At 39.5% G+C, this 26,192-nt stretch carries 25 protein-coding genes; 1 reads left to right on the plus strand and 24 read right to left on the minus strand.

The window, feature by feature from the left end; genetic code table 11:
• Nucleotides 1–18: 18 nt before the first annotated feature.
• The 12 genes from ABD009_RS06735 to ABD009_RS06790 all read right to left on the minus strand — a co-directional run bounded on the left by ABD009_RS06735 (nt 19) and on the right by ABD009_RS06790 (nt 11,031).
• Complete coding sequence (locus ABD009_RS06735) at nt 19–543, minus strand: prepilin-type N-terminal cleavage/methylation domain-containing protein (RefSeq protein ID WP_343823809.1); 525 nt, start codon at nt 541–543, stop codon at nt 19–21.
• Nucleotides 544–555: 12 nt separating this feature from the next.
• Nucleotides 556–1,119: a type II secretion system protein gene (locus ABD009_RS06740; protein ID WP_155696009.1), complete on the minus strand. Its 564-nt coding sequence runs from the start codon at nt 1,117–1,119 to the stop codon at nt 556–558.
• Nucleotides 1,120–1,214: 95 nt separating this feature from the next.
• Nucleotides 1,215–1,721, minus strand: a complete 507-nt coding sequence (locus ABD009_RS06745) for a hypothetical protein (protein ID WP_343823812.1) — start codon at nt 1,719–1,721, stop codon at nt 1,215–1,217.
• Nucleotides 1,722–1,724: 3 nt separating this feature from the next.
• Nucleotides 1,725–2,942, minus strand: a complete 1,218-nt coding sequence (locus ABD009_RS06750; protein ID WP_343823814.1) for a type II secretion system F family protein — start codon at nt 2,940–2,942, stop codon at nt 1,725–1,727.
• 14 nt (nt 2,943–2,956) lie between these two features.
• Nucleotides 2,957–4,681 carry a GspE/PulE family protein gene (locus ABD009_RS06755; protein WP_343823816.1) on the minus strand — a complete coding sequence of 575 codons (1,725 nt, stop codon included), beginning with the start codon at nt 4,679–4,681 and terminating at the stop codon, nt 2,957–2,959.
• Between the two features lie 2 nt (nt 4,682–4,683).
• Complete coding sequence (locus tag ABD009_RS06760) at nt 4,684–5,898, minus strand: tetratricopeptide repeat protein (RefSeq protein ID WP_343823818.1); 1,215 nt, start codon at nt 5,896–5,898, stop codon at nt 4,684–4,686.
• The gene (locus ABD009_RS06765; RefSeq protein WP_343823820.1) at nt 5,895–6,818 is read right to left on the minus strand and encodes an ExeA family protein; all 924 of its coding nucleotides are present in this window, start codon (nt 6,816–6,818) and stop codon (nt 5,895–5,897) included. Before ABD009_RS06765 ends, ABD009_RS06760 begins: the two co-directional genes overlap by 4 nt.
• Before the next feature lie 2 nt (nt 6,819–6,820).
• Nucleotides 6,821–8,500, minus strand: coding sequence for a pilus (MSHA type) biogenesis protein MshL (mshL, locus tag ABD009_RS06770; RefSeq protein ID WP_343823822.1), 1,680 nt, complete (start codon nt 8,498–8,500; stop codon nt 6,821–6,823).
• Between the two features lies 1 nt (nt 8,501).
• The gene (locus tag ABD009_RS06775) at nt 8,502–8,834 is read right to left on the minus strand and encodes a hypothetical protein (RefSeq protein ID WP_155696016.1); all 333 of its coding nucleotides are present in this window, start codon (nt 8,832–8,834) and stop codon (nt 8,502–8,504) included.
• Nucleotides 8,818–9,474 (minus strand): type II secretion system protein GspM, encoded by a 657-nt coding sequence (gene gspM / locus ABD009_RS06780; RefSeq protein WP_343823824.1) that lies wholly within the window; start codon nt 9,472–9,474, stop codon nt 8,818–8,820. The genes ABD009_RS06775 and gspM overlap by 17 nt, the downstream gene beginning before the upstream one ends.
• Nucleotides 9,471–10,079: a PilN domain-containing protein gene (locus ABD009_RS06785; RefSeq protein ID WP_343823826.1), complete on the minus strand. Its 609-nt coding sequence runs from the start codon at nt 10,077–10,079 to the stop codon at nt 9,471–9,473. Before ABD009_RS06785 ends, gspM begins: the two co-directional genes overlap by 4 nt.
• Nucleotides 10,069–11,031 (minus strand): hypothetical protein, encoded by a 963-nt coding sequence (locus ABD009_RS06790; protein ID WP_343823828.1) that lies wholly within the window; start codon nt 11,029–11,031, stop codon nt 10,069–10,071. The genes ABD009_RS06785 and ABD009_RS06790 overlap by 11 nt, the downstream gene beginning before the upstream one ends.
• A 75-nt stretch (nt 11,032–11,106) precedes the next feature.
• Here ABD009_RS06790 and ABD009_RS06795 point away from each other — a divergent pair, with 75 nt between their 5' ends.
• Entirely contained in the window at nt 11,107–12,057 is a 951-nt protein-coding gene (locus ABD009_RS06795) for a 1-aminocyclopropane-1-carboxylate deaminase/D-cysteine desulfhydrase (protein ID WP_343823831.1), read from the plus strand.
• On the opposite strand, the gene ABD009_RS06800 is transcribed toward ABD009_RS06795, so the two are convergent.
• The 12 genes from ABD009_RS06800 to ABD009_RS06855 all read right to left on the minus strand — a co-directional run bounded on the left by ABD009_RS06800 (nt 12,028) and on the right by ABD009_RS06855 (nt 26,110).
• On the minus strand, nt 12,028–13,866 hold the full coding sequence (locus ABD009_RS06800; RefSeq protein ID WP_343823833.1) for an EAL domain-containing protein: 1,839 nt from the start codon (nt 13,864–13,866) through the stop codon (nt 12,028–12,030). The genes ABD009_RS06795 and ABD009_RS06800 overlap by 30 nt on opposite strands.
• A gap of 486 nt (nt 13,867–14,352) precedes the next feature.
• Nucleotides 14,353–15,264 carry a hypothetical protein gene (locus ABD009_RS06805; protein ID WP_343823835.1) on the minus strand — a complete coding sequence of 304 codons (912 nt, stop codon included), beginning with the start codon at nt 15,262–15,264 and terminating at the stop codon, nt 14,353–14,355.
• 17 nt (nt 15,265–15,281) lie between these two features.
• A complete protein-coding gene (locus ABD009_RS06810) occupies nt 15,282–15,806 on the minus strand; it encodes a hypothetical protein (RefSeq protein ID WP_343823837.1) in 525 nt (174 codons plus the stop codon).
• Between the two features lie 140 nt (nt 15,807–15,946).
• Nucleotides 15,947–17,770: an AAA family ATPase gene (locus ABD009_RS06815; RefSeq protein ID WP_343823839.1), complete on the minus strand. Its 1,824-nt coding sequence runs from the start codon at nt 17,768–17,770 to the stop codon at nt 15,947–15,949.
• 72 nt (nt 17,771–17,842) lie between these two features.
• Nucleotides 17,843–18,184, minus strand: a complete 342-nt coding sequence (locus tag ABD009_RS06820; RefSeq protein ID WP_343823841.1) for a hypothetical protein — start codon at nt 18,182–18,184, stop codon at nt 17,843–17,845.
• Nucleotides 18,181–18,609, minus strand: a complete 429-nt coding sequence (locus ABD009_RS06825) for a hypothetical protein (RefSeq protein WP_343823843.1) — start codon at nt 18,607–18,609, stop codon at nt 18,181–18,183. Before ABD009_RS06825 ends, ABD009_RS06820 begins: the two co-directional genes overlap by 4 nt.
• Entirely contained in the window at nt 18,606–19,022 is a 417-nt protein-coding gene (locus ABD009_RS06830) for a hypothetical protein (protein WP_343823845.1), read from the minus strand. Before ABD009_RS06830 ends, ABD009_RS06825 begins: the two co-directional genes overlap by 4 nt.
• On the minus strand, nt 19,015–21,105 hold the full coding sequence (locus ABD009_RS06835; RefSeq protein ID WP_343823847.1) for a hypothetical protein: 2,091 nt from the start codon (nt 21,103–21,105) through the stop codon (nt 19,015–19,017). Before ABD009_RS06835 ends, ABD009_RS06830 begins: the two co-directional genes overlap by 8 nt.
• Complete coding sequence (locus ABD009_RS06840; protein WP_343823849.1) at nt 21,098–22,636, minus strand: site-specific integrase; 1,539 nt, start codon at nt 22,634–22,636, stop codon at nt 21,098–21,100. The genes ABD009_RS06835 and ABD009_RS06840 overlap by 8 nt, the downstream gene beginning before the upstream one ends.
• A gap of 1 nt (nt 22,637) precedes the next feature.
• Nucleotides 22,638–23,933, minus strand: coding sequence for a site-specific integrase (locus tag ABD009_RS06845; protein WP_343823851.1), 1,296 nt, complete (start codon nt 23,931–23,933; stop codon nt 22,638–22,640).
• 141 nt (nt 23,934–24,074) lie between these two features.
• The gene (ssb, locus tag ABD009_RS06850) at nt 24,075–24,725 is read right to left on the minus strand and encodes a single-stranded DNA-binding protein (RefSeq protein WP_343823853.1); all 651 of its coding nucleotides are present in this window, start codon (nt 24,723–24,725) and stop codon (nt 24,075–24,077) included.
• 17 nt (nt 24,726–24,742) lie between these two features.
• Complete coding sequence (locus tag ABD009_RS06855; protein WP_343823855.1) at nt 24,743–26,110, minus strand: MFS transporter; 1,368 nt, start codon at nt 26,108–26,110, stop codon at nt 24,743–24,745.
• Nucleotides 26,111–26,192: the final 82 nt, after the last annotated feature.

Below are 26,192 nucleotides of genomic sequence, written 5' to 3' on the forward strand. Positions count from 1 at the left end.
AACAACACATGATACTTATTAACAGCCTGTTGTTGCTAATGTAACTGCTGCTGGTGTTACCTCTGTTTGCCCAGTAGCGACAAACGCTTCTGTGTACTCTACATAACACGCCGTGTCGTCACTAAAGGCTGACGTAGCTCCATCATAAGAGCCTGCTGGGTAAATTCGAGACTTTTTATCAGCTGTAACGGTTGCCACTTCCCAGTCTACTGACTCATCAGTAATTTCATCTGGTGTCGCTGCTACCTGAGTGATGTCTAGAATCGCTGCCATCGTATTTGCCGCAGGGTAACCATAAACCACAGCAATTGCTGGGTTAGTTGTCGCACTTGATGCCGCATTTGCCTTGCCTTGCACTAATGCTTTTGAATAGACAATGTTAGAGGCACTTTTTAGTGACGCTGACAATCCTTGAACTGTTGATGCTTTGGCATCACCTTGTAAATCTAGAAACTTAGGCGAAGCGGTTACCGCCAGAATACCTAAGATAACAATTACAATAATCAATTCGATTAATGTAAAACCTTGTTGATTCTTTTTCATAGTAAATACCTACTAGTTTTTGAAAACTGTGATTTGACCGTTATCGGCATTGTATTCAAAACCTTGACGATCAGCAGTTGTCGCTCCATTGTTCACATAGTTTGCTGGTACTGTGTCGCCTGACTCTAAACCTTGAGCAAGAACATACTGACACTCATCGTTACCAGAAAAACGAACAACATAACGTTCGCCGTCATATGAGTTTGCACCGTCTGCAATTACCGTTGTTGGCGCAGACTGGAATAGGCTTTGGAAGACAAATTCACAGCTTGTTGCTGTCATTGCTGATGCTGTAGCTTCATTGCTGTTACCTGCTGGGTAACCAGAATCCGTTACGTCAATTGCAAAACCATCATAGTTAATGTTGGTATTGCCACTAGGACGACCTGCTAATTCCCACTCGGCTCTTACTAGACCAACTGCACTTGCAAAACCACCAGCAACACCTTCTACTGAAGCATCACGAGCGTCGTCTGTTACATCTAATAAACGAGGTACAGCTGCTGCACCTAAAAAGCCAAGAATAATCACGACGATTACTAGCTCGATTAACGTAAAACCTTGTTGTCTTTTCATTTTTTAAAACCTCAGTAAAAATTTAAATTTAGTCTATATAAAAATTTGTGTTGTTAAAACATTTATCCTACTTTATCGGTAAATAAAGCAGAAAATTAATGATTTTGTTTCATTCGCCCCACATCTACATCATATTCAAGCACTTTTTGTTTAATGCCATCACCTTCCCAGTAGTAAAGGCACTTCGCTCGCTCTTGAACTATCTCTACCAACAAAGCCTCTTGTTGGTCGGCATTGTTTTCTGCGAAATACTGCCATAGTTGTTCGCAATCTAATCCTTTTGAGCCGCTGTTTACACTTAACGGCCAACCCTTTTTATTCATGTGCACGTTAATTTCTATTGAGCGCGTTACTTCTTCATAATAATCAAGCTTTAGCTGCTTTGGTTTGCCCATTGCCGCCCATTGCTGGTGCATATGTGTTGCCGACTTTACAAACCGATCTGACAACAGTGACACTTTATATTCACCAACATCGTCAAACACATCGGATAAATAACGGCTAGCGGCAAAAAACAAAACCGCTATCACCGTTAAGCCAATCAGCACTCGGAAAAACCAGTGTTCAGTTAGTGACTCTTCTTTTTTCCGAATAGGCTCCACTAGTTACCCTTTGAACGCCGACATCATGTCCCACATTGGGGTAAATATACCCAACGCTAATACACCAACCATAATTGCGACAAACCCTATAAGAATGGGCTCAATTTTGGCCGTCAAACTTTTCAAATCAAAATCTACTTCACGCTCATAATAGTCCGCAGCCTCTTTGAGCAACTCATCTACTCGGCCCGTCTCTTCACCAACCGCAACCATTTGTAACACTAACGGAGAAAACAGGTTGCTCGTCACTGATACCCTTAGCAGTGAGTCCCCTTTTTCAATATTCCTGCGCATTTCTTTAATTTGCTGTTCCATAAACTTGTTATCTACAGCTTCTGCAACTAAAGACAAACCTGAAGTCATAGGAACACCAGACTCAAGAATCATAGAAAAGCTTCGGGTGTAACGACCTAACAAACTACGCTCGATAATTGAGCCGACAAAAGGGATGGATAACTTAAGTTTATCCCACTTTAACTTGCCTGCTACTGATTTTCTCCAGCTATTGAATATCAATACGGCACCAATAATAAAGATAAATAACCACTGCCAATAGTTCACAAAGAAGTTTGATGTGCCAATTAATATTTTAGTGGCCAAAGGTAAGTCTGCACCTAACTTTGAGAACATGTTTGCGAAGGTAGGAATAACCAGCAAGTTCAGAACAAACATCGCTATAACAATGACAACTAATACCGTTGTTGGGTATCGCATGGCTGACTTTATTCGTTTTCTTGTTTCTTCATCGCGCTCAAAGTACTCAGCAAGTTGTAAAAACGCGTCTTCTAAACGACCGGTATTTTCACCAACATGAACAATACTAATGGAAAGTCTTGGAAAAATTTTAGGGTGCGATGCCATGGCTGCAGACAGTGAACGGCCTCGTTCTAACTGCTGTGCTACATCTTGTAACGCATTGCCTAGTACTTTACTGGTAGAACTGTCGGCCAAGCCAAGAATTGCCCTAATCATAGGTATCCCAGCTTTTGTTAGAGAGTACATTTGTCTTGAAAACACCACCAAGTGCTGCGTGGTAACGCGATCAAATAAATCTTCAAACAAGGGAGTGTTCTGGCCCTTATCTTCCGTGAGCGTTATCTTAGTTGGATATTCTTGACGAGCCACCAACAAATCGGCAGCCGCACCTTCGTTGTTGGCTTCAACTTGGCCTCGAATATTTTTGCCTTTGGCATCTTTAGCTTCGTACAAGAAAAATGGCATTGTCTAATCCAACCTTAATATGTTGCTGTGTCAGCAACCACTTCCGAAATTCTTAATACTTCTTTCACACTAGTTACACCTTGCTCAGCATAATCCAGTGCAGCCTGCCCTAAAGTTTGATAACCAGGAAGTGCCTTAGCAGCAGCAGAAAAGGCTTCTGTATCTCCGTTTCGTAATGCTGATATCAAGTTTTCGTTCGTCATTTCTAGTAACTCATAGATACCCACTCGACCTTTGTAACCAGTGTTGTTACAAGTTTGACAACCTGTACCATGACTAAATGTTGCACCACTCATGTCTTTACGAGCTATATTTGATATCCACGTTAACTCCTGCGGATCAGGTTTGTATTCCGTTTTACAAACGTCACATACCCTACGAACTAATCTCTGAGCCAGTACCGCGCGCAATGAGCTGGCCACTAAATAAGGGGCCGCTCCCATGTCAATTAAACGAAGCGCCGTTGATATAGCATCGTTGGTATGCAAGGTTGATAGAACCATATGGCCGGTCAAGGCAGCTCTTAGGCCAATTTCTGCTGTTTCTTGGTCTCGAATCTCACCCACCATAATAACGTCTGGATCTTGACGAAGTGCAGTTCTTAATACCGAAGAAAACGAAAGATTTATTTTTGTATTTATTTGTACTTGGTTTATTCGCGGTAACTGATATTCAACTGGATCTTCTACCGTAATAATTTTACTTTCTGCGTTGTTTAATTCACTTAGGCAACCATACAAAGTTGTTGTTTTACCTGAACCTGTTGGGCCTGTTACCAAAAACATTCCATTTGGACTTTTCACTAACTTGCGAACTTTCATTAAAATATGCGGAGGCATACCTGTCGCTTCTAGGCTCAACAAGCCTGCGGACTGGTCTAACAGACGCATTACAACTGACTCACCATGCTGAATTGGCATAGTAGACACACGAACATCTATCTCGTGCCCTTTAACTTTAATGTGAAAACGACCATCTTGAGGCAAACGCTTTTCAGATATATCCAATCCTGCAACAAGTTTTAAACGAAGTACTAAGGCCGGTGCAATGTTAACTTCGTTTAATATGCTTTCTTGAAGCACACCATCAACACGAGTACGAATTCGTAAACTCTTTTTATCTGGCTCAATGTGAATATCAGACGCTCTTACTTGTACTGCATCTTCAAACAATGACTGAAGTAACTTAGCAACAACTGTGTCGCCCTCGTCATCGCCATCAATAGTAGCGAAGTCAAAATCGGCACTCTCTTCATATTCAGCTTGAAGCTGATGGGCAAATTGTTCAATTTCTTTAGTTCTGCGGTATAAAGAGTCAAACGCAATAAGCAATTGGCTCTCTCTTACCGCTACAATTTCAATTGATTTATTTCCAAACTGGTTTGATAGCTGCTCAATAGCTGAAAGATCAGCTGGGTCTGACATACCAATGGTTACACTATCTTCAGTGCTATCTAGCACAAGCGCTCTTAATCTTCTTGCGTGTACCTCGGATAGCTCTGACGCTAACTTAGGATCGATTTGCATATTCGCAATATTGATAAAGCGTAAGTTAAGCTGCTGCGCTAAAAATCGTAATAGCTGTTCTTCTGATATAAAACCTGAATCAATCAGTACCGAACCTAGTTTACGACCAGTCTCTTTTTGCGCTGATAATGCCGACATGAGCTGATCAATAGTGATGATATCTTCATCTACTAAAAGGTCACCTAATCGTTTCTTTAATTTTGGAGCCGCCATGATTACCCTTGTAAAACGTCTATTCTTTGTTGGGAAAATGTTATTGATTGAGCCGATACACCGCCAACGTCTAATACTTTTTTATAACTCTGCACTGCTTGTTGTTTTTTTGCTTGGCTGTCTTGAGCAATAGCAAGGCCTAACCACCAATTTCCAATAAATGGTTCCAATCGAGTTAGCTGTAAATACGCAGCTTCCGCTTTGACATAGTACTTAAGCTCTCGAGCTAAATTGCCTTTTAAGGTATAAAATTCTTTGCTAGCACTCTCTAAGTTCACATCAAGGTAAGAAAAGGCTCCCGCTGGATTGTTGTCTTTAAAGAAGATTTTTGCTGCCGTGACACGCCACTCTTCGATTAACGGGTATCGCTGCAAACCATCGTTAATAATGGCGACCGCTTTATTGCCCTCACCGCGACCATACCATGCGGCCGCTAGAAGATTGCGAGCTTCAACGTTACTGTCAGATATCGCTAAAATTCGTGTTAATTGCTCAATAGCTTCCGTTACATAACCGCGGTCATAGGATGTTTTTGCTTTGGTTAATAGTTTCTCAACGCGCTGCTCTGGTGTTAGCTCAGAAGACGTTTTTTGAATAACGAAGGTAGGCTCTGGAGTTTTAACCGTCTCAGCTTTAACTGCTGGTTTACGACCGACTTCAGGTTGGCTGTCTGTTTCAGGTTGGTTAGCTAATTTAGCCTGGGCGTCGACTTTAGGCAGAGTATCAAGTTCAGCCGCTGGTTCTTCTGCAGATAACTGCTTTGTTGGAGATAGCTCTGCCGGAGACTGTTGTGCTGGAGACTGCCCTACTGGAGAAGATTCAGCTGAAAGTGGTAAATCTAACAACGGAGGTTCAGGCTCTAACTCTTCTGTAAATGCAGGTTCAGGAGTTGTTAAACCTACAACCCCAGATTCTTCAGTTGGTTCTACGCTTGTTTTCTGGCTCAATAATTCTGTTTCAGGAGACTCTACTTGGTCAATAACGGCAACGCCATCAATGTATTTTTCTACCGGCGCTAGGTTACTTGTACCATCTACCATTTTCCAACTAATTATCGCTAGTAAACATACAATAATAACCAACAACAAAATGAGTGCTTTATTTAAAGGATTTGACGATGTTTGAGAAGTTGTTGCTCTTGGCACAGCGCTGTCCTGCAGGCTTGAAGAGTCCTGACGGTTGTCTAAATCTTTTAGCATTTTATTGATAACGCTCACTGTATCCACTCCTTTACTGTGGGCATGTCCACTACTACTAAGGTTATCGCGATTGTTAAAGCCATTAACAACAACGCGGCCACAATAGCTTTAATATTAATACCAACCGCCTCTATTGAGTCAGTATCACTGGCCGCTAACGCGATGTGCTTTTTATGTATGGCCGTTTGACCTTCCCCATAAACAAGCATTAATGCTTTATGACACATTACATTCACTAACCTTGGAATGCCCTTGCTGTACTTATGCAGCGCGGATAAGGACGCGTTATCAAATAAACCAGGATCGTTATAACCCGCTACCGACATCCTATGCAAAACATACTCTTTTAACTCTTCTTTTGACAACCCTCTAAGCTGGTAAGAAAAGGTAATTCGTTGTCTGAGCTGCCTTAAACGATGTGAGCTCAACATTTTGTCGAGTTCAGGCTGCCCAAACAGCACTACTTGAATCAGTTTACGTGACTCAGTTTCTAAATTTGTGAATAACCGCAATGCTTCAAAGGTTTCCCAAGGTATAGTCTGAGCTTCATCTATTATGAGCACAACGCCCTTACCTTGTTGATTAAACTCGAGCAGCTTTAACTGGATTTTTTGACTCAGTTGTTGCTGGTTTATTCGAGTTAACCCCTTAATACCTAATTCACTGGCCAGTGCGTATCTCATTTCTTCTGGACTTAGTGCAGGGTTTGGGATGTACGCAACTTCAAAAGCATCGGGTATTTCATTAAGTAACTTTCGGCAAAGCAAGGTTTTTCCTGTCCCTACTTCGCCTGTTACCTTTATAAAACCTTCACCAGTTTTTAACGCTGTTAACAGAACCTGCATCGCTTCCGAGTGACTCTGCAACGGCAAATAAAAGCTAGTGTTTGGAGTTAAAGAAAATGGAAGTTCTCTAAGCCCAAAGTGGTACAGGTACATACTTACTCATCACCATACCAGCGTTTTAAAATATCGGCGCTGCGTTTCATTTGCTCTTGCCAAGTACCTGTTCCTACTACTGTAGGTTTGATTAAAATAACAAGTTCTTTTTTCTTTTCAGTATCTTGCTTAGATTTAAATAAGTTACCAAGAATTGGAATGCTACCTAAAAACGGAACCTTAGACTCACCATTAGATGTCATTGTTTGCATTAAGCCACCAATAACCACAATCTCACCGCTTTTCGCACGAATAACCGTATCCGACTCACGAATATTGCTTTGCGCTAATGGCAGTACATATTGCTCTTCGTTTAACGTAACTACTTTTTGTTGCTCATCAATTTCGGTAACCGACGGATGAACATGCAAAATGACTTCACCTTGCTCACTAATTTGTGGAGTAACATCTAATGCAATACCAGAGAAAAACGGCTCTAGGTTAATTTCAGGCGTACTTGACGTCGCTGTACCAGTTACTGTTGTATTTGAAACATCAGTGACAAAGTACTCATCAGTACCCGCTTTTAGAACCGCCTTTTGATTGTTAGTCGCAGTAACACGTGGTGACGACAGAACCTGAACATTACCCTGAGTTTTTAGTAAGTTAACAACACCAGAAAAATCAGTATTATTGAAGCTTAAGCTAGTTAACCCGCCTAATGCTGCACTTAATTCATTACCAAAACTTCCAGCCGTTGAATTAAAGGTGAAGTTAGTTCCACCATTATTGGCCATTACATTTTGCCAATTAATGCCTTGCTGATAATCATCATCTAGTGCAACTTCAACAATTTTTGCTTCTAAAATTACTTGGCGAGTTAAGCTTTGCTCTGAACGCTTAACAAAGTCTTTTACCGCTTGAATATCTGACGTTAAGCCTCGCACCGTAATTAATCCAGACTGCGGGCTAACCACTACATTGGCAATAGATTCATCCGTAGAGCGCATGATCATTTTTAACGTGTCTTCTAACTCGCTCCAAAAATCACTTTCAGAACTGGTTTGAATATTAGATCCGTTGCCTTGACCCATACTTGATGAGTTACCAAAGCCATTTTGGCCATTCTGTTGGTTTCCGAAACTGCCTTGTTGATTGCCAAAGCTATTACTATTGTTATTACTGTTACTATTTCCGTTTTGTCCGTTTTGTTGAACGATGCCACCAGAGTTAATGTTAGTTGATGTCATACCAAAACGTTTAAGCATCAAATAATTAAGCGCTATTGTTTCCGTTTTTATAGTGGCTGGGTAAACCTGAATTACCTTACCTCTAAATTGAATATCTAACGGATAAAGGCTAGAAAGAACCTCAACAACCTCATGAATAGTAACGTCTTTTAAGTCTAGACTAATACTGCCCTGTGCATTTGGATGAAACGCGACGCTATATGGTGAGTCAGCCACTAACCCTTGTAAAAAAGGTTTTACTGGCACGCCATTCGCGGCAACGTTAAATCGGTCTTCAATTGCTCCAACATCAATTGGCGCTGACGTTGGCATCATTAAATCAGCACTTACCGAGTCAGGAATAGCAAGACTTGCTTGTTCATTAACGGTGTCTGGCTTTTCATTAAAAACTTGATGTACTTCATCTGATTTTTGCGGATTGCCCGTTAAGCTACAACCAGCAAGTACTGCCGTCGCTATACAAGAGGCTAACAAAGGTTTAATTTGATTCATTTTACTTTTCATATACATATAGTCTTTTTTGAGAGCCTGACTTCAGCAGAACAATATTATTATTATTTATTTGGCTAATTTTAAATCCGTTTACAACATCACCTAATTGGTGAAGCTGACCGGACATAATCGCCATTTTGGTGCCTTTTTTGTTTACTATTCCCTGCAACGAAAGGTTTTCGTTTGAAGTGGCTGGCATAGCACCGTTGTCTGGTAGGTTTAAATTGATCTTTGGTAACGTTGGATCATGAATTTTATCGGCCAATATTGGCATTGAAGCGAGAATAAAACACAGTCCAACAATTAGAGATGATGGCTTAAAGTCTAATAACATTTTTGCTGTCTCCTATTGTCACTAACGTTAATGTTAATTGAGCTTTAGGATGCTCGCTCACTTCATATTTTAAATCTTCAACTGAAAACTGTTTGTTTCTAGCCACAATCGTTTTTACAAAATTCATCAATGGGAAGTACTCACCATCAACAATCAATTCAAACTCATGGCTGTATAACTCTGGCAACTCCACTTCTTCACCTTCAGGAATCTCTCCCTTAATGAGTTCAGGTGGTTGAGCTGAAAGTCCCGTTACTCGAATTTGGCGTTCAGTTTCTAGTAATCGTGTTAACTCTCTAACCATTTGCTCTGGCGCGACATATTCTGCCATTACACTGGTAAGTTTAGATTCAACTTCCTTTAACTGAGACTTAACTTGATTAATTTCTTGCTTGAGCAATTCATTAGGGTCTTTGCGCAAAGCAACTTGAATATCGCTGATTTGGTCACGCACCATGCTAACTTGCTTTTCAATTTTTGCTTGCGACTTAGTCAACTTAGATTGTTCTAATAACGCTGGTTTAATTGCTAAGAAGAAGAAACCATAGGTTACTAAGAAGACTATCGCTGCTGCGACAATAACTTTTTCTCGCTGCGTTAATGCAATGAACTTCTCATTCCATGTGCTCCATTGACTCATAAACCAACCTCCTGAGTTACTGCATTCGACTTAGTAGCCGCTCTAAACTCTAGAACCTCATCATTTATCGCAGAAATATTTAATAAACTAAACTCCCTGCCAGTAAAGCTCTTTGTAGCTTGTAAATAAGACATCCAACGAGTTACGGATCTAGACTCTAATGAGTACCCATGAAAATCAACATTATTTTTATTAAAGCGGAAGTCTGTTAACCAAATATTATGATCATGGTGCTCTGTCAGTTCTTGCATAACCACAGAGTAGTCGATGGACTCTTTTGCAGTATGAGCAGTAACAAGTGAAAGCAACGCACTTTTTGCAGCGACTTCACGCTCTAACTGACTCTTCACTTCCATAAACTTGTCGTTATTATTATGCTTAACGAGCGCCTGCTGGTAATTTTGTAACTCTTCATTGGCTGATGCTAATTCAGTTTGATTACGCTTTTTGTTTTCACTGATATGGTTAATTTTATAACTAACTTGAGCAAACCATAACAACATTAATAAAAGCAGGACTCCGGCTACGATGGCGGCATTGGTAAGAGTTAAATAATAAACCTTTGGCTTTAAATCATCGGTATAAAAATTAATATTAGTTTTCACTAACTGGCTCCTTTTTTATACTCACTGGCTGCAAATATAACGCAGCGCCTACCGCTGAAATAAAACTAGAGTCTAGCCCATTTGGCGAATCAAGATTATCTAACGGAATTACCTTAGTTTTCACTGGCAAGACCTGATTTAATGCATCTATAAGCAACTCAGAGTTGTTGCCTTCCATTGCCAAGTAGGCATTTTTTATCGGTGGTTGTTTTAACTGGCTTTCAAAATAATCGATAGAGCGTTGTATCTCTATTGCAACTTGATCACTGCCACCCATTTGCAACTGTTCTGGGGTCATGTCGATAATCGCAGCTGTATTTCGGATTTTCCTAGCAAAAGCAATTTGCTGATTTTTAACGATAAGTAAAATGGCATCCGATTTTTTATGCTGAATAAAAATTAACTGCGCGGCATCTTCAGAAGTTTGCAATTTGGCAATGGCAAATTGTTCAGTGGTTAGCGCTGAAATTTTAGCTTTTGCGTCATGAAAAGGTTGGATAACTTTTTCTATATAGGATCTGGTGACGGCAATAATCTGCGTTTTAGCTTGCTGGCCCGTTGGCTGTAGAGGCATATCAATATAGTCACAAATCATATCTTGCGGCGGAATATTGATTAAGTCTTTAACTTTCCAGGGCAAGGTTGCAGTAACTTCTCTATCTGGCACTTCAGAAGTATCTAACTGTGTGCTTTCAACTTTATTAGCCGGTAAAACAATAGTTGTGCTTGCGCTAGTTAAGTTATGTTTATTTATCATAGCTTCTAAAGCCGCAACCACTTGCTCATCGTTTGCAGTGGTGATGACATCAAAACCAGTGCAGATCACTTGGTTTTGTTTTTCTTGAAGTTTTACAAGCTGGACTTTATCGGGAAGAATAGAAATCCCCACACTAAAGTGCTCTTTATTCTTTTTGAATGTATCTAAAATCGAAGTCAGCAAAGTTGAACTCATTATTATTTTTTTAATACTTCTTTATGATCGACTAATGTATCCTGATACCCATAGACAATTCAACTGCAAAACCTTATGAATGTTGCTTTTTTTAACAATTACACACGCTCAAAAATAGATCTGATTGAATATCAGGTTGAACATGGACCTAAAGTTAAATTAATGGTTAAACGGGACGATCTAATCGATCCTCTCATATCAGGCAATAAATGGCGTAAGTTAAAGTTTAATATTGAATTTGCACTTAGCAACAAAAAAGAAGGTATTGCAACATTTGGCGGCGCTTATTCAAATCATATTGCCGCTACAGCAAGCGCAGGTAAAAGAGCTGGGTTAAAAACGATTGGGTTTATTCGCACCCACAAAATTGATCCCATGAACCCAACACTGGCAAAAGCTAAAGACAACGGTATGAAACTAGTTCCGTTAAGCCGACTAGAGTACAAAGATCGACAAGACCCTGAATTTATTATCCAATTACAGCAGCAATACCCAAACTACTTTTTTGTACCTGAGGGCGGCTCTAACGATTTAAGTGAGCCTGGTATAAAAGAATTGGCAAACGAATGTTTACTACAGGAAGGTTATCGCTATATCGCCACCCCCATTGGATCTGGTGGAACGATAAATGGCTTAATATCTGCTATGCCTAACATGCCCCTGATTGGAGTTGCAGCCGTAAACGACACTCCCATACTTAATAGCATATCGAGTCGAATCAATAAAACGTCGATAATACATACAGGTGCATTATTTGGTGGTTATGCAAAATTTAATGATGACCTAATCGATTTTTGTTTAGATTTTTTCAAGCAAACAGGTATACCCATCGAACCCATATATTCTGGAAAAATGTTTTACGCACTTTGTAATCAAAGGCACTTACTAGGCTTGACAGATGACGACGTTGTTTTAGCTATCCACACTGGTGGCTTACAAGGACTTGAGGGCTTCATACAACGCAACTTATTAGATAACAAACAGTGGGAACCGCTATTAATTTCTTTGGTAAGCATCAACGCCTAACTTTTTTAGTCGTTCTATTTGCATTTCAGAGTCAAGACCTGTCGCAATAACTTGCTGCTTTTGGGCATTGGCAACACCTACAAGGCTTCTAATAAATAGTTGATTGTCCGAGTTATTTAAAACTAAGCCCGTGATGCTGTGATGGAGCTTTAAACTATCAACTTCTATATGATTTAAGTACCCTAAGTCTACAACATACAAGCCGACTTGACTTACCATCACATTTCCTTTGTAACGTTTAACTATTTTTAACAGCTGTCTTACCTTTTTGACATTATGTGTTAAATCAAATTCAGAGATTTCTAAAATAACCCGAGGCATGTTTTTCACATGTTTTTTTAAAAACTTTACTAACCAAAGGTCAAAGTCGCGATCTAATAAGCTGTCTATATGAATTTTTACTGAAATTTTTGAAGAGTCTTGGTGTTTTAGTTCCTCTGTAACTAGGCTCAGAGCTACTTTGTCTATTTCTTTTATCACCCCGGATTTTCGTGCCATTGGCATAAATATATTGGAGCTTATTAGCTTCTCTTCTTCATCTATCATCTTCACGTTAGCTTCGTACTGCATAACGTTACCGTTAAAGTCTAATACTGGTTTTAAATCCAATAGAAAATTATTTTGTTCTAACGCTTTATTTAACGCTATTCGCCAGCGAACAGATCCCTTTACCTCAGATATTGGTAAGTTATTTGATTCATACATAAACCAACTTGAAGGACCCTGCAACTGTGCAGCGCGCAACGCCAGGTCGGCTTCAGCCAGAATATGAAAAGGCGTTTCAGTTTGGTTAAACATCTTAACCCCAATGTAACAAGCACGTCCTTGATCAAGGTTATTGGGTAAGGCAAACCGCTCGCTTTTGTCTACCAATTCTGATGCAATTTTCTCGACTAGTGTTTGGTCTCCGTAAGGTATTAAAATGGCAAATTCACTATAACTAAGCCTAGCAACAATTGATTGCTGGATATCATCTAAATAAGGCGTTAATAAACTTGCGTAATTTTTTACGTAATGACTGGTTGCTCTTTTTCCCTGCAATGTTCTTAACTTGTCTAAAGGAGCAAAGTGAATAAAAAAGACTGCACCGTTTACATCGCCCTCTTCTTGTAACAGAGCCTCTAATCTATTATCAAAATATCGCCTATTACCCAGACCGGTCAATTTATCTAAAAACGTTTGACTTCGAATCATATGGTCAATTTCCTGACCGCCTTTTTTGGCTTGAATACGCTGTTGATTAAGCCTTCTAACTGTATTTACTAAGTGGAAATCCTCAGTAGTAATAAAGAACTTAAAGTTATCATCTTTAGCTTGGCGACTTGCCCATGTTTCCAACTGAATAAGCACACGCCAATACTTGAATAGACGTCGTTGAGTTAAGGTAATACTCAGTAAACAAGTTACTGCAAATAAAAAGTTAAATATTATTAGTGACTTCATATTTAACGCTAAGAAAGTAGCATGTGTTACTAAAAGGTACTGCTGTTCGGATTCAAAGAGGTATACAGATGGGGATTTGGCAAGGAAAATCGCTTCTTCACTTCCGATCTTGTTGGATTTATCGATTATATTCCAATTTTTTACGAGGCGAGTTTCTGTAGAAAGCTTGCTTACATAAGCTTTGACCTGACTTTCATCAGCGTGCGCAGTAATGACGCTGAATGCTTTGTTGTGGGCTTTAGTTGCCGACTGGTAATCACTCTCAAGAAATTTGTAAAACGTTATATTTACTATTACAAGTAGAGCTAAAATAATGTAACCAGCAGAGCTTAGCAAACCGCGATAGAGCACTTTGGTTAGTTGCATTTCCATATACTTATTATTCTTCAGTTAACTCAATGTACTGCGAGATGTAACTATGATCAACCCTAGTTCCTATTTAAGTGGACAGACCACATAGACTAATATACCCCTAGTTAATAGAAGTTATCGCTAACCACTTGTCTAAGTTTAAAAAAATTTCCCTACCACATGACAATCAGGCTACATTTACCACTAATGTTACAGTTTTGTTAAGTTTTCCAAAAGGCAATAAAAAAACCTGTATAAACAGGGTCTTGAATAATTTTACCTTTACAACTTAAAAGTTGGAAAGTTAGAACGGTAATAAACACATAAAACAAGAGTGAGTGAGTAAACAAAAAAGCCTTTATAATTAAAGCATTGACAACCAAGTTACTGATTTTTTTATACGCAATCACTAGATTTTGTTAATTAAAAGCATTTAAAGGGCTTTAAACTACCTTTACTCAACATTTTCACCCAACTAAACAAACTAAAAGTCACGTTTATTTACCATTCTAGTTTACCTGATTGTCTACCGATACTAGCTGTTTTAGCCAATGTTTTAAACTGAAAGAATTCATAGCCAAAAGACTTCTCAATAGCAACATCAGTAGCAAACAGGTGATCTAATTTATCATCAACGGCTTGGGGAGTTAAAGCTACCACAGGCTCTCCTTTCGCTTTTACAGATGAATATAGAACACCATCACTATTGCCACTCAAAAATACATGACTAAGAGCTGATGTCACTTGATACAAGCGCTCACGACCTTCACGAGATAAAATATCTGCAAAGAAACGATCTGTTAACTCATAGGCTAAAAGCAATTTAGGGTCAAACTTTTGAACCATATATTCTCTCGACATTTTGTAATAATCAAAAGTATCTTCCTTCAAATAATATGGCTTTTCATTACGCCTAATTTGATCCCATATTCCAATAACCTGTAAATTTAAGTCGCTTCCAGTTACTTGATGGGAGCGAAGTACGTTGAGACGATCTAGCTCTTTTGCCCCTGCTTCAGACAATACAACACGTAATGCGGTGTCATCTTGTTTAACAGCTACAGAAGCATAGAACAATGCTTGCCCTATTTGGTTTAACCTACCAGCTTTAGGAAAAGTATCTGTAGTTCGCTTGATATACGACAAATCGTCAACGTTACCAAACTTTTGACCTTCACAAATTCGAACTCTTAAAAACTCAAGCTCCTCTAATGGGTGATCAAGCGTAATTGTTAGACAGCCAGCTAAGTAGTCTACTTTTGCTTCGATTTCATGATTAGCGAGATTACAAGTGCCACTTATATGATCGGTCAACTGTCGAATATATGTAGATGAATACAGTAATGCTGTATCACCGCACTCAACTTGTCCCTTATGCTCAATTAAAGCTTGTAGCTTAGGTTCTAATTCCACAATTTACTCATCAAAAATTAATACTTCTTTAACCAGCCCAAAGGACAAACCATGCCTTGGAACGTTTTTATCTCTACATTTATAAACTCACCCATTTTCTGACATTGAACAGTATTATTATTCTGATACGAGCTATTGTTAGAACTTTGTTGAGCAGCAGCGGCTGATTGTTGATTTGCCTTCATATTTTTAACTTTCAACGCAAACTCAGCGTCTTGAGAATACCCACCAACGTTGGGTCTAGGTACAGTATTAATAACTCCATTAGGAAACTGCGTTAAACTGAATTGCCTATTCGCTTGAGCAGTAGCTCCACTGACCCACTTAACGCTACAAGGCACAGTATTAAGGTATCCACGCTTTTTGGTTTCTTCATCTAACGTAAAGTAAAATTTAACAGGTGTATATCCTTTAGCCACACCACCACAATACAACTGAGCACCCTCTGGATCTGAATTATAAGTTACAGCATACTGGTTGCTTGCACAGCCTGACAATAGAGCGCTAATTCCTATAGCTATTAATGACAAAATTTTTTTCATACCAGTTCCCTTTTATAATTTTTAGGCACATTTTTCATATAAATCAGTATATATAACTAGCAATAATATGTCATTGATTTCACATAGCGAATAGTGAGTTTTACAGTTCAGTTGCAGTAAGCAACCTTTGCCAATGAAGATTACTTTAATGCACGGGCTGAACAAATTCTTTCATTAAGATAGGTCATTCTACTTAATGCCTTAGAACCAACAATAATTGCTTTTTCAATAATCCTTTCATTGCCCATTAATACTAGCCTTTCACTAGGGCGAGTAGATGCAGTATAAAGCAAAGTCTGATCAATCATTTGCTCAGCCTCGTTAGGCAACATAACAAAACAGTTAGGCCATTGAGAACCTTGTGATTTATGGATCGTAATTGCATACCCAAGGTGCAACTTTTCCAATAGCTCAGCAGTGACATTAATCAAAATATTGTTTACTTCAATAACGGCAACAACACCATCTTCATCAGGTTGGTCAAACACTTCAACAATAAACCCTAAGTCACCATTTCTAAGATCTGCATCGTCATCGTAGTTATTTACGATGACTAATACAGGATCACCTTTCAATAAACGTGAACCTGTTGATGTAATCCAAGCAATCCATCTTCTTGATGAGTCTTGGAAATATATTGCTTGTCTTTCTTTGCCAACTGCTGCTTGTAGCTCTGTATTTAGGTTATCAACTCCAAATTGGCCTTTCCTTACTGGTGATAAGACTATGCTTTGTTTAATACCTCCTGATTCACGCCAGAGTGCTATTAGCCTGCTGATGGTTGGGCTTGTTTCAATCGAGCAATCACTACTTTCTTTCAAGGTGTTTTTAGTATTCTGCGGGAACTGAAGCAATCTGTTTCGAACAGCGGTTGAAAACCTGTGTATGTCACTTTCTTCGCTCTGCCGCTTAACCTGCGTTAAGTTAAAAAGTGGTATTTGGGTATCTGTCAAAGTGTGGAATACTAATCCATTACCTACTGGCGGTAACTGAGCTGTATCGCCTACAAATATCACTCTTGATGCATCAGGAAGTAAACCGATGAGTCTATACATCGACAAGAGATCAACCATTGATGATTCATCAATGACTACTAATATTTGTTCAGGTAACTTGGGCTTATTATCACCTAGGTGCTCACTAATAAACTTTGCAATGGTCTTGGCTGGTCTTTCGGTGCTTTCCGCCATACGTTGCGCTGCACGGCCTGCTAATGCCACTTGGTAACATTGCAATCCCTCTGCAACTCGTTCATAAACTCCTAAAACGGCTTTAAGTATGGTTGTTTTACCAGTACCTGCACCACCTGATATACCGCACACAGGAGATAGCACTGCACCAATAATAGCGTCTCGCTGATCATCAGTCAGATTAAACTCTAATTTGCTTTCATAATCAGTTAATGCTTCTTGCACTAATTCCCTTGACAAGCCAATTTCCCAACCAGCTAATAAGCAACCTGCACCAGCTTCTCTTTGATGTGCATCGACAATGAATTGAGCAACAGCAGCTTCCATCAAGGCTTTTCCATAGACTTGATAACCTTCACTCATCTGTACTAACAACCCTTGTTCGCAAGCTATATGACCAACATTTTCTGGCGCATTCGACTTCATGAGCTTGGCATATTCACTGTGAAGTTCATCATTTGAGATCACCGTTGAGCCTGTTTTGTTTGCATGGTTAATAGCAGCATATTGAGCTATACCAGCAACAACGACTTCATCTTCCAAGGTAAAACCTAGCTTTAACGCCAATTGTGATACCTGTTCGAATGACGCTCCCATTGCCACTAACAGAAATGGATGCTCTTTAACTTTATCTATGGCCTCTTCACCGAATATTGTTACTAGTTTTTCGCCAAAACCTAGTGGTAAGTTCTGTTCTTCAAGCCAGTTAATCGTGTTAAAAAGAGCCTCGCTAGGCCAACTGTCGAATAGGTCTTTAACACGGTTTTCTGTCATACCAGCGATGTTTAGCAGTGCTTCTGTGTCCTGTGTTTCAATAAGGTGCGCTAGTTTTTTAAGTCGAACAAGTCAGTTTGCAATAACACTGCCGATACCTTTGATGTTATTGCTTATCCAGCGAGATAAAATTCTTCCTGATGGCCTTAAAAATTTAATGTTTGCCGCATCAATGGTGTATTCACTTAAAGGAAAGTCATTTATGGTAAAATGATTAAGGCGTTCTTTACCTGAGACTTCCCATAAGCTACCTGCTGTAGCCGTATCTTTGGCGTGCTCTGGAAACTTAACAACTGTTGTTTTATCTCGTTTTTTGATGGAACCATCAGTATTGATAAGATCAACTGTTGTGTAAGAGTTTGCTCGTTGCTTTTTAACTTGAATAATTTGGCGTAGATGGACAACTTCATTCATAATTTGAATCCTGCTGCGCCAGATTGAATTAACATTTGCTGCTTTTTAAACTTGGTCAGTTCACGTTGAAGCTGCCTATTTTCAGCTTCTAATTCTGCAATCCGTTGTGACAGTGCATTGTTGCTCACTGACACCATACCAGATTGCTTTTCAGCTCTTTCTCTTGCAGATTCATGAGATTTTTTATCCTCATCAATTTTACGAAACCAATAACTATCTGCTTCTTCAATAAGCGATCTTACAGCCTTGTTTTGTGTACACACTGACTTAGCGAAGCCAAGTTCTTCAGCTAATACTCTACGGTTTATTTTGCCGCTATATTCGTACTCATGCCAATCCCTAGCTGCGTTGCGCTCATCAACCCAAGCTTGTACTAGCTTAATATTTTCTTGAGCAATCTGTTGCCCGTTTTTCCCTTTGATCATCTCCTATCAACCTCAGGTAAAGGCTTATCAAGCTGTTTGTTTAAAAGCTTCATATCAACATTAGGCATCATATAAGCGTTATGTTGCCAACGGACAAACTGCTCTAGCAATTTTTCGTTTTGCTTTTCTAAACGTTCAACTTTAGCTTCAAGCGTTCCTATTTGCTGTTTAGCAAAATCAAGCGTTATGTCTTTTTCTTCATCTTTTACTGAATCTTTAAGGCTGCCTTTTCTATCGTTGAATGCTTCTACTAAAGCAGGGTAGGAAAGCAGTGTATGCCTACTAATCTTTTCTTCTCCAAGCACCTTTGCAAGCTGCTCAGCAAAACTATTCCATGTTAATTTTCCTGACCATTTATCAAGTTCGTGAAGTGCTAGCGGAAGTGTTTTCTCAGTAATAATTTTTTTAGGCATTTGCGATCCCCAATAACATTGCGACTTCAGATTCTTCAACAAGATCATGTTTACTTGCGGTTATATCTAAATCATTTTGTTCAAGTGCTCTTCTTACAGGGCTAGGATCATGTTCTGGTGGAATCCATAAGATCGCACCTTCTGGTGTATCTTCGGATTCGAGCCGCCCACGTTGTGTGCGAATATGAGCCAGTTTCCAACCTAAATGAGAAACCCATCTATCTGCGCCAAAAACACAGTCAACTTCATCTTCAGTTGCCTTGTTGAATTGAGATTCAACCTGTTTCTCAAGTCGAATTATACGCTCTAGTGTTTCAGGCATACCTTTAATGCACACATGCTCTTTACATGTCATGCATTCCCCACCTTTTGTACAAGGTGACATTGCATAATCATGAACACACATACCATATTCAGTAACATCTGCTATACCAATTCGATTTACACCTAAATCTTTATAGCTAACAGGCAAATTCAGTTTAATTGCTTCTAATGCTGTTGGCCTTTCATTATATTCAAGGATGCTTCTGGCTTGCTGCTCACGCTCATCTTGTGTGCGTAAATCATAATGGCGATTGCCATTTATTCGAGTACGGCCAGCCCATCTTGCAAGCTGCCACGCATCCATACCACCACGCTCAGCATTAGTTGATAGCCATACTCGTATTTGGTGTGATGTTAGACGAATATCAGTACCATCTTCATCTACATAGCCCATGCGCTGGAATAAGGTTTTAGGTGGATTTTTAAGCTTATCTCGCAAGGCAAGTTGGGCATTCAATTCATTTACGCTTGGTAATCGCCATGAAAATGCCCTAACCTTAAAGTCGCTGTGAAACTCACGATCTCTTACCAATACTAAGGATTCCCAAACAGGACGTTGGATAGAAGGTAGATTAGGCCAGTTTTGAGTTTGATACTCCGAAGCAACAAAACTCGCTAACTCTTCATAAGTAGGCTCACCTGAAGCTATTATTTTTTGAACCCACTTTGTGTTTTTACCACCAACCATATTCCATGCAGTTATACTACTGAATTGACTCGTTTTATCTTTCATTCTAGTAATAGAGTCATGCGTGAAACTCATTGCATGGGCAAATTGATAGGCATTTAATGGTTTATTTTCTGCAAAGTCATCAGATGTACAACACTCAGCATGGCGCATGAACATACTGGGATTATCGAAAGCATGCTTTGCTGCTTCTCTTGCAGGTTTTCCTATCTCCATTAATCTGCTATGTGCTTCTATTACTGTTTGCTCTAGTGCTTCTGGAACCCATTTGATCGTGTGACCAAAACCTTTTTCTGCATACCACCTCACGCCAAGCGCACCATTTTCACCACGATGCAAACAATCAACAGTTAGTTCTACCAGCTCTCCTGCTCGACCAGGAGCAAACATCAATAATGTAATGACACTTGACCAATATTTATCTTCCAAGTTTTCTGCCTTAGCAAAGCAATCAGCTAAGGCAAGCATCTGGTGCATACTAGGGCAACGAGTGTCTTGCCATTTTCGTGATTCTTCATCTGTTCGCTCAGCTTTAGCTCCCACTTTAGGCCACGGGTTTGTCCACGATTGAAGAGCAGGTGCGAATCGTTTGTTCCGAATAAACTCAAGCAAAATCTCTATTTGATAGCCGATCTTATTTCTTCGATCTTTATTAGTAACTCTCTGCTTAGTGATTGTTTCTAGTTCGCCAATCACTAAGCCATCAGTTTTCAAAACGTCTGCAACACCATGCACTTCAACTAAAGCATCATGTAACATACGCAATGCGACCATTTTATTTGTTACACTGGATACTGCTTTGATACTTTGGTTATAACGGATATAAGCTTTTGCAAAAGACAAAAACGGTTCATCCAAAGAATCAAAATTCGCAGGGTTTGACTTTGCTCTGTACTTAGAAAAAGTCATCGCTATTGAACGGTTTTTCTGCTTATGCTGCCAGTTGTTACTTTGCCATCCACCTTGATCATCATAGAGTGTTAATTGGTTTTTACAATGCTCAATAAAGCTATCTAAATTTTGCTTAGCGCTTATCTCATGCTTTGGTTGGAAATGAATAATATCAGCCATTTGCGCACTCCTTTGTAGATTGCTCTTGTTTACACATAACAATTACTTGTTGAACCGCTAATAAAAGTCGATCTGTGGACTGGATGACATTAATTGAGATTCCTATCTCTTTTTGCTTTTCTCGTTCAGCCAATATTTCATTGAGAACTTCTTCATGAGGCCCTTCAATCCAAGGTTCAAAACTTGAACATGTATAGCAAGCTCTATAACCAGAGGCACAAAAAGCGTAAGTCCCGCAGTTACCAACATTACCAGACTTGCCATTTTTAACTCGACTATTAGGATCATTTGCTCTAACAGCATCACGCTCTGAAGCAATAAGTTTCCCTGAGAAGGCTTGAGCAAGTGGTGCCAGCAAGGGTGCCATCACTTCATCAATTTGCTTGGCAGTTTCTTCTGTATTTTCGGTATACACACCAATGTTTTGCGTGTCTGTATGATCTAGTGCAGCAGCTAATGCAACACCACTTATTCCTCTTCGAGCTAAATTTGTGCCTTTGGTATATCTAAAGCGAGAAGCAGTAAAGTTAATGTAATCACCTGTTCGCTCTGAACAGGCAGTGTTTTTAACAGACACACCTCGTAATAATTCAGATGCCGAATCGGCAGCCATATGTAAATAATCTGGAGTATTTGAAAGCCTTGTTTCTAAGTCCTCGACACTTGATAACTTGTTGATTCTTGTTTCTTCTATAAAAATGGGGATTTGCTCACGTTGAGAAGCCGACAACTTTAGTCCCAAGCAAGATTCAACATATTGAATTGATTGGTTACGCTGATTATGAAGTAGAAGATATAAATCTTCATTTATTGGTAGTGGGGTAAATTGTTCTCTAAAGCCTACACCACACTGTTTTGCTCTAGGGCAATTGATAACATAGTCATTACCGTTTGAGTCTTCTCTAACAACTAAATCAACTGAGCGTAAGGAGCGAATTTGAACATATCTGCGACCAGTTAAGACTAACGCCATAAAGCCAACATATTCTTTTAAATTAAGGATTTCTTTCGTAAATGCATTTGATGCCCAGTCAATCAAGGCTCCCAGTTCGTTATGCGTTAAAGGGCCTGAATATGGGCAAGCGCCTTTTACGGCATTACCTTTTGGATTTCCTTTTAAAGTTAACTCTTCTAAGTAATCTGCAATTTCCTTGCTGACACCATTGAATCCCCACTCATGCCAAGCCAATAATAACCCCTTGAGTGCTCCTAGCTTATACTCGCTATTTGAATCAAATGACGCTCGATAATTTGTTAACCCTTGTAATGACAGCTTGCCTTCTTTTGTAGCCTTCATGTAAGCATTGAAGCGATTAAACATATTAAAAGTATGCATAGCCGAGAGTTCTTCAGCGTAGCGGCACAAAGCTTTTCTAAAACCTTCTTCTGTTTCTGGTTCAATAACGGTCAAACGCTGGAAATTAATTACGGTTGAACCATCTAGCCTCCACTCAATATCCGAAAAATAAAACGGATAACCACTTTTCGTTGTGTACTGGCTGACTAGAGCCTTATTTTTCTTTAATTGCATACTACTTGTCCTTCTTAGCTCGGTTAGTCCAGTGATCCATGTCCTCTCGCATCACTCGATCAGCTTCTTCTCGGATGTGTCTCAAGTTATATGTCTCGGCAGTTTTATCTGAACTCCATCCATTCAGCTCTTTACGGATCTGAATTTCTTTCTTTTCATTAATTGGCTTAATTTTGGGATTTTCCTTGGCGGCTTTATTAACTGCGTCAATCTTCTTTGAAAGCTTATAGTTGAAATTGTGGCGGAAGCCGTGACGGGTAATTTCTTCAAGCATTTCTGGATGGATTGCAACCGCAGGCTTAAGTATCCGATTGACAAAGGTACTATTCGATATTGGCTTACCGTGATACTTACCATGCTTATGCGTTACAAAAACATATGGATGCTTTCTAGCAGTAGGTATTTTGGCTCTTCTGTCCATGATGTATTCACGCAGCCTGTTTGTAATGGCTTTATCAACAGGAATTGTACGTTCATTGGTTTTCGCCACAGGCTGCTTTTTACGGGGATCTTCTATAGCATCATGTCTACGAACAACAGACACTGTTCCTTTTTGAAAATCAATATCTTGGATCTGTAAGGCCAGTATCTCTCCTGCACGCATCCCTGTTGCGTCCATCACCTCAAATATCACAGCGTTTCGATATTTAACTTCATCCCCCTTAAATGGGTTATCTGGCGAGGTTTCTTTTACGATACTTAAAATTCGGTCAAATGCTTTAGGCGGTGGAGCTTTAGTGTTTGGATCAGCAGTAAGTCCTTTACCACTACTACCTTTGGGTTTATTCGCTAACAATAACTTTTTCATGGCTTTAATATTATTTGAAACCGCTTCTTCGATTAGCTTTGCTTTAAGAATTGTTCTTGCCAAAAATTCTAAGTAGGAAGCGACCTGAGCTATCCGATTTGCAGCATGATCATTAGACACCTTTTGTATCGGTACAACGCTAGCTGTCGATGCTGAGGCAAATTTAACTACATTCTTCTCTGATGTTTTTAGCCATTTCTTCAAACTTCTTGTATCTAATGTGCAATGATCACGGATTGAATAAACATCTTCGTCAGTCAACAAGCTACCTTGTTCAAACTCAGAAATAAGATCCCGACCATTTATGTTTTCCCATAGCTTTAGATGAATCAGATGACCAAGTGAATTGGATATTGCAGATTGAGTGTGTGATGTTCTTAGCTTTTCAGTAACGTATAATGTTACCCAATAACTGGGTAATCCATCTTCCCCCATTAAGATTGGATATCGTTCACCATTTCCAAAAATCAAATCTCGAATTTGTGACATTGAACACCTCTTTATCTACACTTTACTTATGTATAGTACCTAGGACAAACATTATCAATAGATTTTTCAAAGGAAATAAAAAAGGGCTTGTAAAAACAAGCCCTTAATATTTTAAATCTACATTTTTTATTTATGTATTCCTCAGAACGGGATGTCGTCATCAAAATCCATGCTTGGAGCTGGTGCTTGACTAGGAGCTGCAGGCGCTTGGCGCTGTTGCATACCTTGGTTCGACTGTTGGCCTTGTTGACCGCCGTAGTTACCTTGCTGTTGCTGAGCTTGATAAGGTTGGTTAGCTGGTGCAGACGACTGTGGTGCTTGCTGCTGACCCATACCTTGATTCATGCCTTGGTTCATACCTTGATTAGGCTGTGCAAATCCACCAGGAGCTGCGGCTGGCTTCTGATAGCCACCAGCACTTGGTGCTGAGCCGGCATTGTCACTACGACCACCAAGCATTTGCATTTGACCGCCAAAATCTACAACAACTTCTGTTGTATATTTGTCTTGGCCACTTGCTTGATCTTGCCATTTACGTGTTTGCAATTTACCTTCAAAATAAACTTGAGATCCTTTACGTAAATATTCACCCGCCACTTCTGCAAGTTTTCCAAATACCACAACTCTGTGCCATTCAGTCTTCTCTTGCATTTGACCTGTGTTTTTGTCTTTCCAAGATTCATTAGTTGCTAGGCTAATATTGGCAACTGCATTGCCATTTGGCATATATCTGACTTCTGGATCTGAACCTAGTGTTCCTATCAAAATAACTTTATTGACCCCACGAGCCATAATAATTCTCCTGCAAACTAATTAAAATTGGTAACCAGCTGATCAACACTTACTTGGTCGTAAGACTGTTTATCAACTTTCAAATAAATTCTATTTTCATCTTCTACTAGCGTCGCTTCAACAACACCAGCGCATTGGCAAATTTGTTCTATAAGTCGCTCTGCGTTGGCGGTATTACTAAACTCAAAAGGTATAGAAACACGCTTGGAGCTAATTGGTAAAACCATACCTGATGCAAAAACAAACCATAATAACGCAAGGGCTGCGTTACTCGCAAACAAATAACTAAAGCCGAAGGTTTCTGCAACATAACCACCTGTTATGCCACCAAAAAAAGCACCTAAAAATTGACTACTTGAATACACACCCATGGCCGTGCCTTTTTGTCCGGCCGGCGATATACGAGATACGTGAGCTGGTAGGCTTGCTTCTAAAAAGTTAAAGCCTATAAAGAACACGAATAACATTGCGATTATAGTTGTAAAATCGGTTTGAATTGCCAAACCAACAGACGCCATAATTAGCATGACAATTGCAACGAGAAAGAACTGTTTCTCCTGACCTTTTTTGGCTGCAATAATGAGCATTGGAACCATAAATACAAAGGAAAGTAGCAAAATAGGTAGATAAGCTACCCAATGATCAGAAACCAAAAAACCACTATTAGAAAATAACACTGGTATGGCGATAAACATAGACGTCATCATTAAATGAAGTACTAATACGCCAAAATCCAACCTAAGCAATTGTCGATTACACATCATGGTAAATAATTGTGATGATGAGGCGGTAATCTCACCTGACTTTGCTTTTGTCACAGAGTTCGGCACTAACGTAAGCACAACAACAATGCCTACAATGGCTAAAACAGCCGTGAGATAAAACACACCAGATAATCCAAATGACTCTGCAACCATTGGACCTAAAACTAAAGCAACGGAAAAACTCAAGCCGATACACATACCAATAACGGCCATCACTTTTGGACGCTGCTCTTCTCTCGTTACATCTGCAGCTAATGCTAATACCGCACTGGCAATTGCGCCCATGCCTTGAATGGCACGACCAATAGTGACCGTCACAATATCTTCTGCAAGACCCGCTATAACACTACCAATGGCAAATATTACTAAGCCTAAAACAATGATTCGTCGACGACCGTATTTGTCTGACAACCATCCCATTGGGATTTGGAAAGCCGCTTGCGTTAATCCGTAAGCACCTATTGCTAAACCAATCCATAAAGGGGAAACACCTTCTAAGGATTGTCCATAAATTGCCATAATAGGCATAAGCATAAAGAGCCCAAGCATACGGATAGCAAAAACGGATGCTAACGATACTGCGGTTCTTTTTTCTAATGTATTTAGTTTATCTGAATGCATAGTAAGATGAATAAATTACAATTTAAGCCAATAGATTAAATGAACCGCGTAGTATACTAATAAACGGGCATTTAAATAAGCC

It is taken from the genome of Psychrosphaera haliotis, assembly GCF_039523615.1.
Taxonomy (GTDB): Bacteria; Pseudomonadota; Gammaproteobacteria; order Enterobacterales; family Alteromonadaceae; genus Psychrosphaera; species Psychrosphaera haliotis.

What these genes read in the sequence shown, in the direction of transcription:
- ABD009_RS06735 (WP_343823809.1), bottom strand. Translation starts at nt 543, where the DNA reads ATGAAAAAGAATCAACAAGGTTTTACATTAATCGAATTGATTATTGTA.
- ABD009_RS06740 (WP_155696009.1), bottom strand. Translation starts at nt 1,119, where the DNA reads ATGAAAAGACAACAAGGTTTTACGTTAATCGAGCTAGTAATCGTCGTG.
- ABD009_RS06750 (WP_343823814.1), bottom strand. Translation starts at nt 2,942, where the DNA reads ATGCCATTTTTCTTGTACGAAGCTAAAGATGCCAAAGGCAAAAATATT.
- ABD009_RS06755 (WP_343823816.1), bottom strand. Translation starts at nt 4,681, where the DNA reads ATGGCGGCTCCAAAATTAAAGAAACGATTAGGTGACCTTTTAGTAGAT.
- ABD009_RS06765 (WP_343823820.1), bottom strand. Translation starts at nt 6,818, where the DNA reads ATGTACCTGTACCACTTTGGGCTTAGAGAACTTCCATTTTCTTTAACT.
- mshL (WP_343823822.1), bottom strand. Translation starts at nt 8,500, where the DNA reads ATGAATCAAATTAAACCTTTGTTAGCCTCTTGTATAGCGACGGCAGTA.
- ABD009_RS06775 (WP_155696016.1), bottom strand. Translation starts at nt 8,834, where the DNA reads ATGTTATTAGACTTTAAGCCATCATCTCTAATTGTTGGACTGTGTTTT.
- gspM (WP_343823824.1), bottom strand. Translation starts at nt 9,474, where the DNA reads ATGAGTCAATGGAGCACATGGAATGAGAAGTTCATTGCATTAACGCAG.
- ABD009_RS06790 (WP_343823828.1), bottom strand. Translation starts at nt 11,031, where the DNA reads ATGAGTTCAACTTTGCTGACTTCGATTTTAGATACATTCAAAAAGAAT.
- ABD009_RS06795 (WP_343823831.1), top strand. Translation starts at nt 11,107, where the DNA reads ATGAATGTTGCTTTTTTTAACAATTACACACGCTCAAAAATAGATCTG.
- ABD009_RS06800 (WP_343823833.1), bottom strand. Translation starts at nt 13,866, where the DNA reads ATGCAACTAACCAAAGTGCTCTATCGCGGTTTGCTAAGCTCTGCTGGT.
- ABD009_RS06810 (WP_343823837.1), bottom strand. Translation starts at nt 15,806, where the DNA reads ATGAAAAAAATTTTGTCATTAATAGCTATAGGAATTAGCGCTCTATTG.
- ABD009_RS06815 (WP_343823839.1), bottom strand. Translation starts at nt 17,770, where the DNA reads ATGACAGAAAACCGTGTTAAAGACCTATTCGACAGTTGGCCTAGCGAG.
- ABD009_RS06820 (WP_343823841.1), bottom strand. Translation starts at nt 18,184, where the DNA reads ATGAATGAAGTTGTCCATCTACGCCAAATTATTCAAGTTAAAAAGCAA.
- ABD009_RS06825 (WP_343823843.1), bottom strand. Translation starts at nt 18,609, where the DNA reads ATGATCAAAGGGAAAAACGGGCAACAGATTGCTCAAGAAAATATTAAG.
- ABD009_RS06830 (WP_343823845.1), bottom strand. Translation starts at nt 19,022, where the DNA reads ATGCCTAAAAAAATTATTACTGAGAAAACACTTCCGCTAGCACTTCAC.
- ABD009_RS06835 (WP_343823847.1), bottom strand. Translation starts at nt 21,105, where the DNA reads ATGGCTGATATTATTCATTTCCAACCAAAGCATGAGATAAGCGCTAAG.
- ABD009_RS06840 (WP_343823849.1), bottom strand. Translation starts at nt 22,636, where the DNA reads ATGCAATTAAAGAAAAATAAGGCTCTAGTCAGCCAGTACACAACGAAA.
- ABD009_RS06845 (WP_343823851.1), bottom strand. Translation starts at nt 23,933, where the DNA reads ATGTCACAAATTCGAGATTTGATTTTTGGAAATGGTGAACGATATCCA.
- ssb (WP_343823853.1), bottom strand. Translation starts at nt 24,725, where the DNA reads ATGGCTCGTGGGGTCAATAAAGTTATTTTGATAGGAACACTAGGTTCA.
- ABD009_RS06855 (WP_343823855.1), bottom strand. Translation starts at nt 26,110, where the DNA reads ATGCATTCAGATAAACTAAATACATTAGAAAAAAGAACCGCAGTATCG.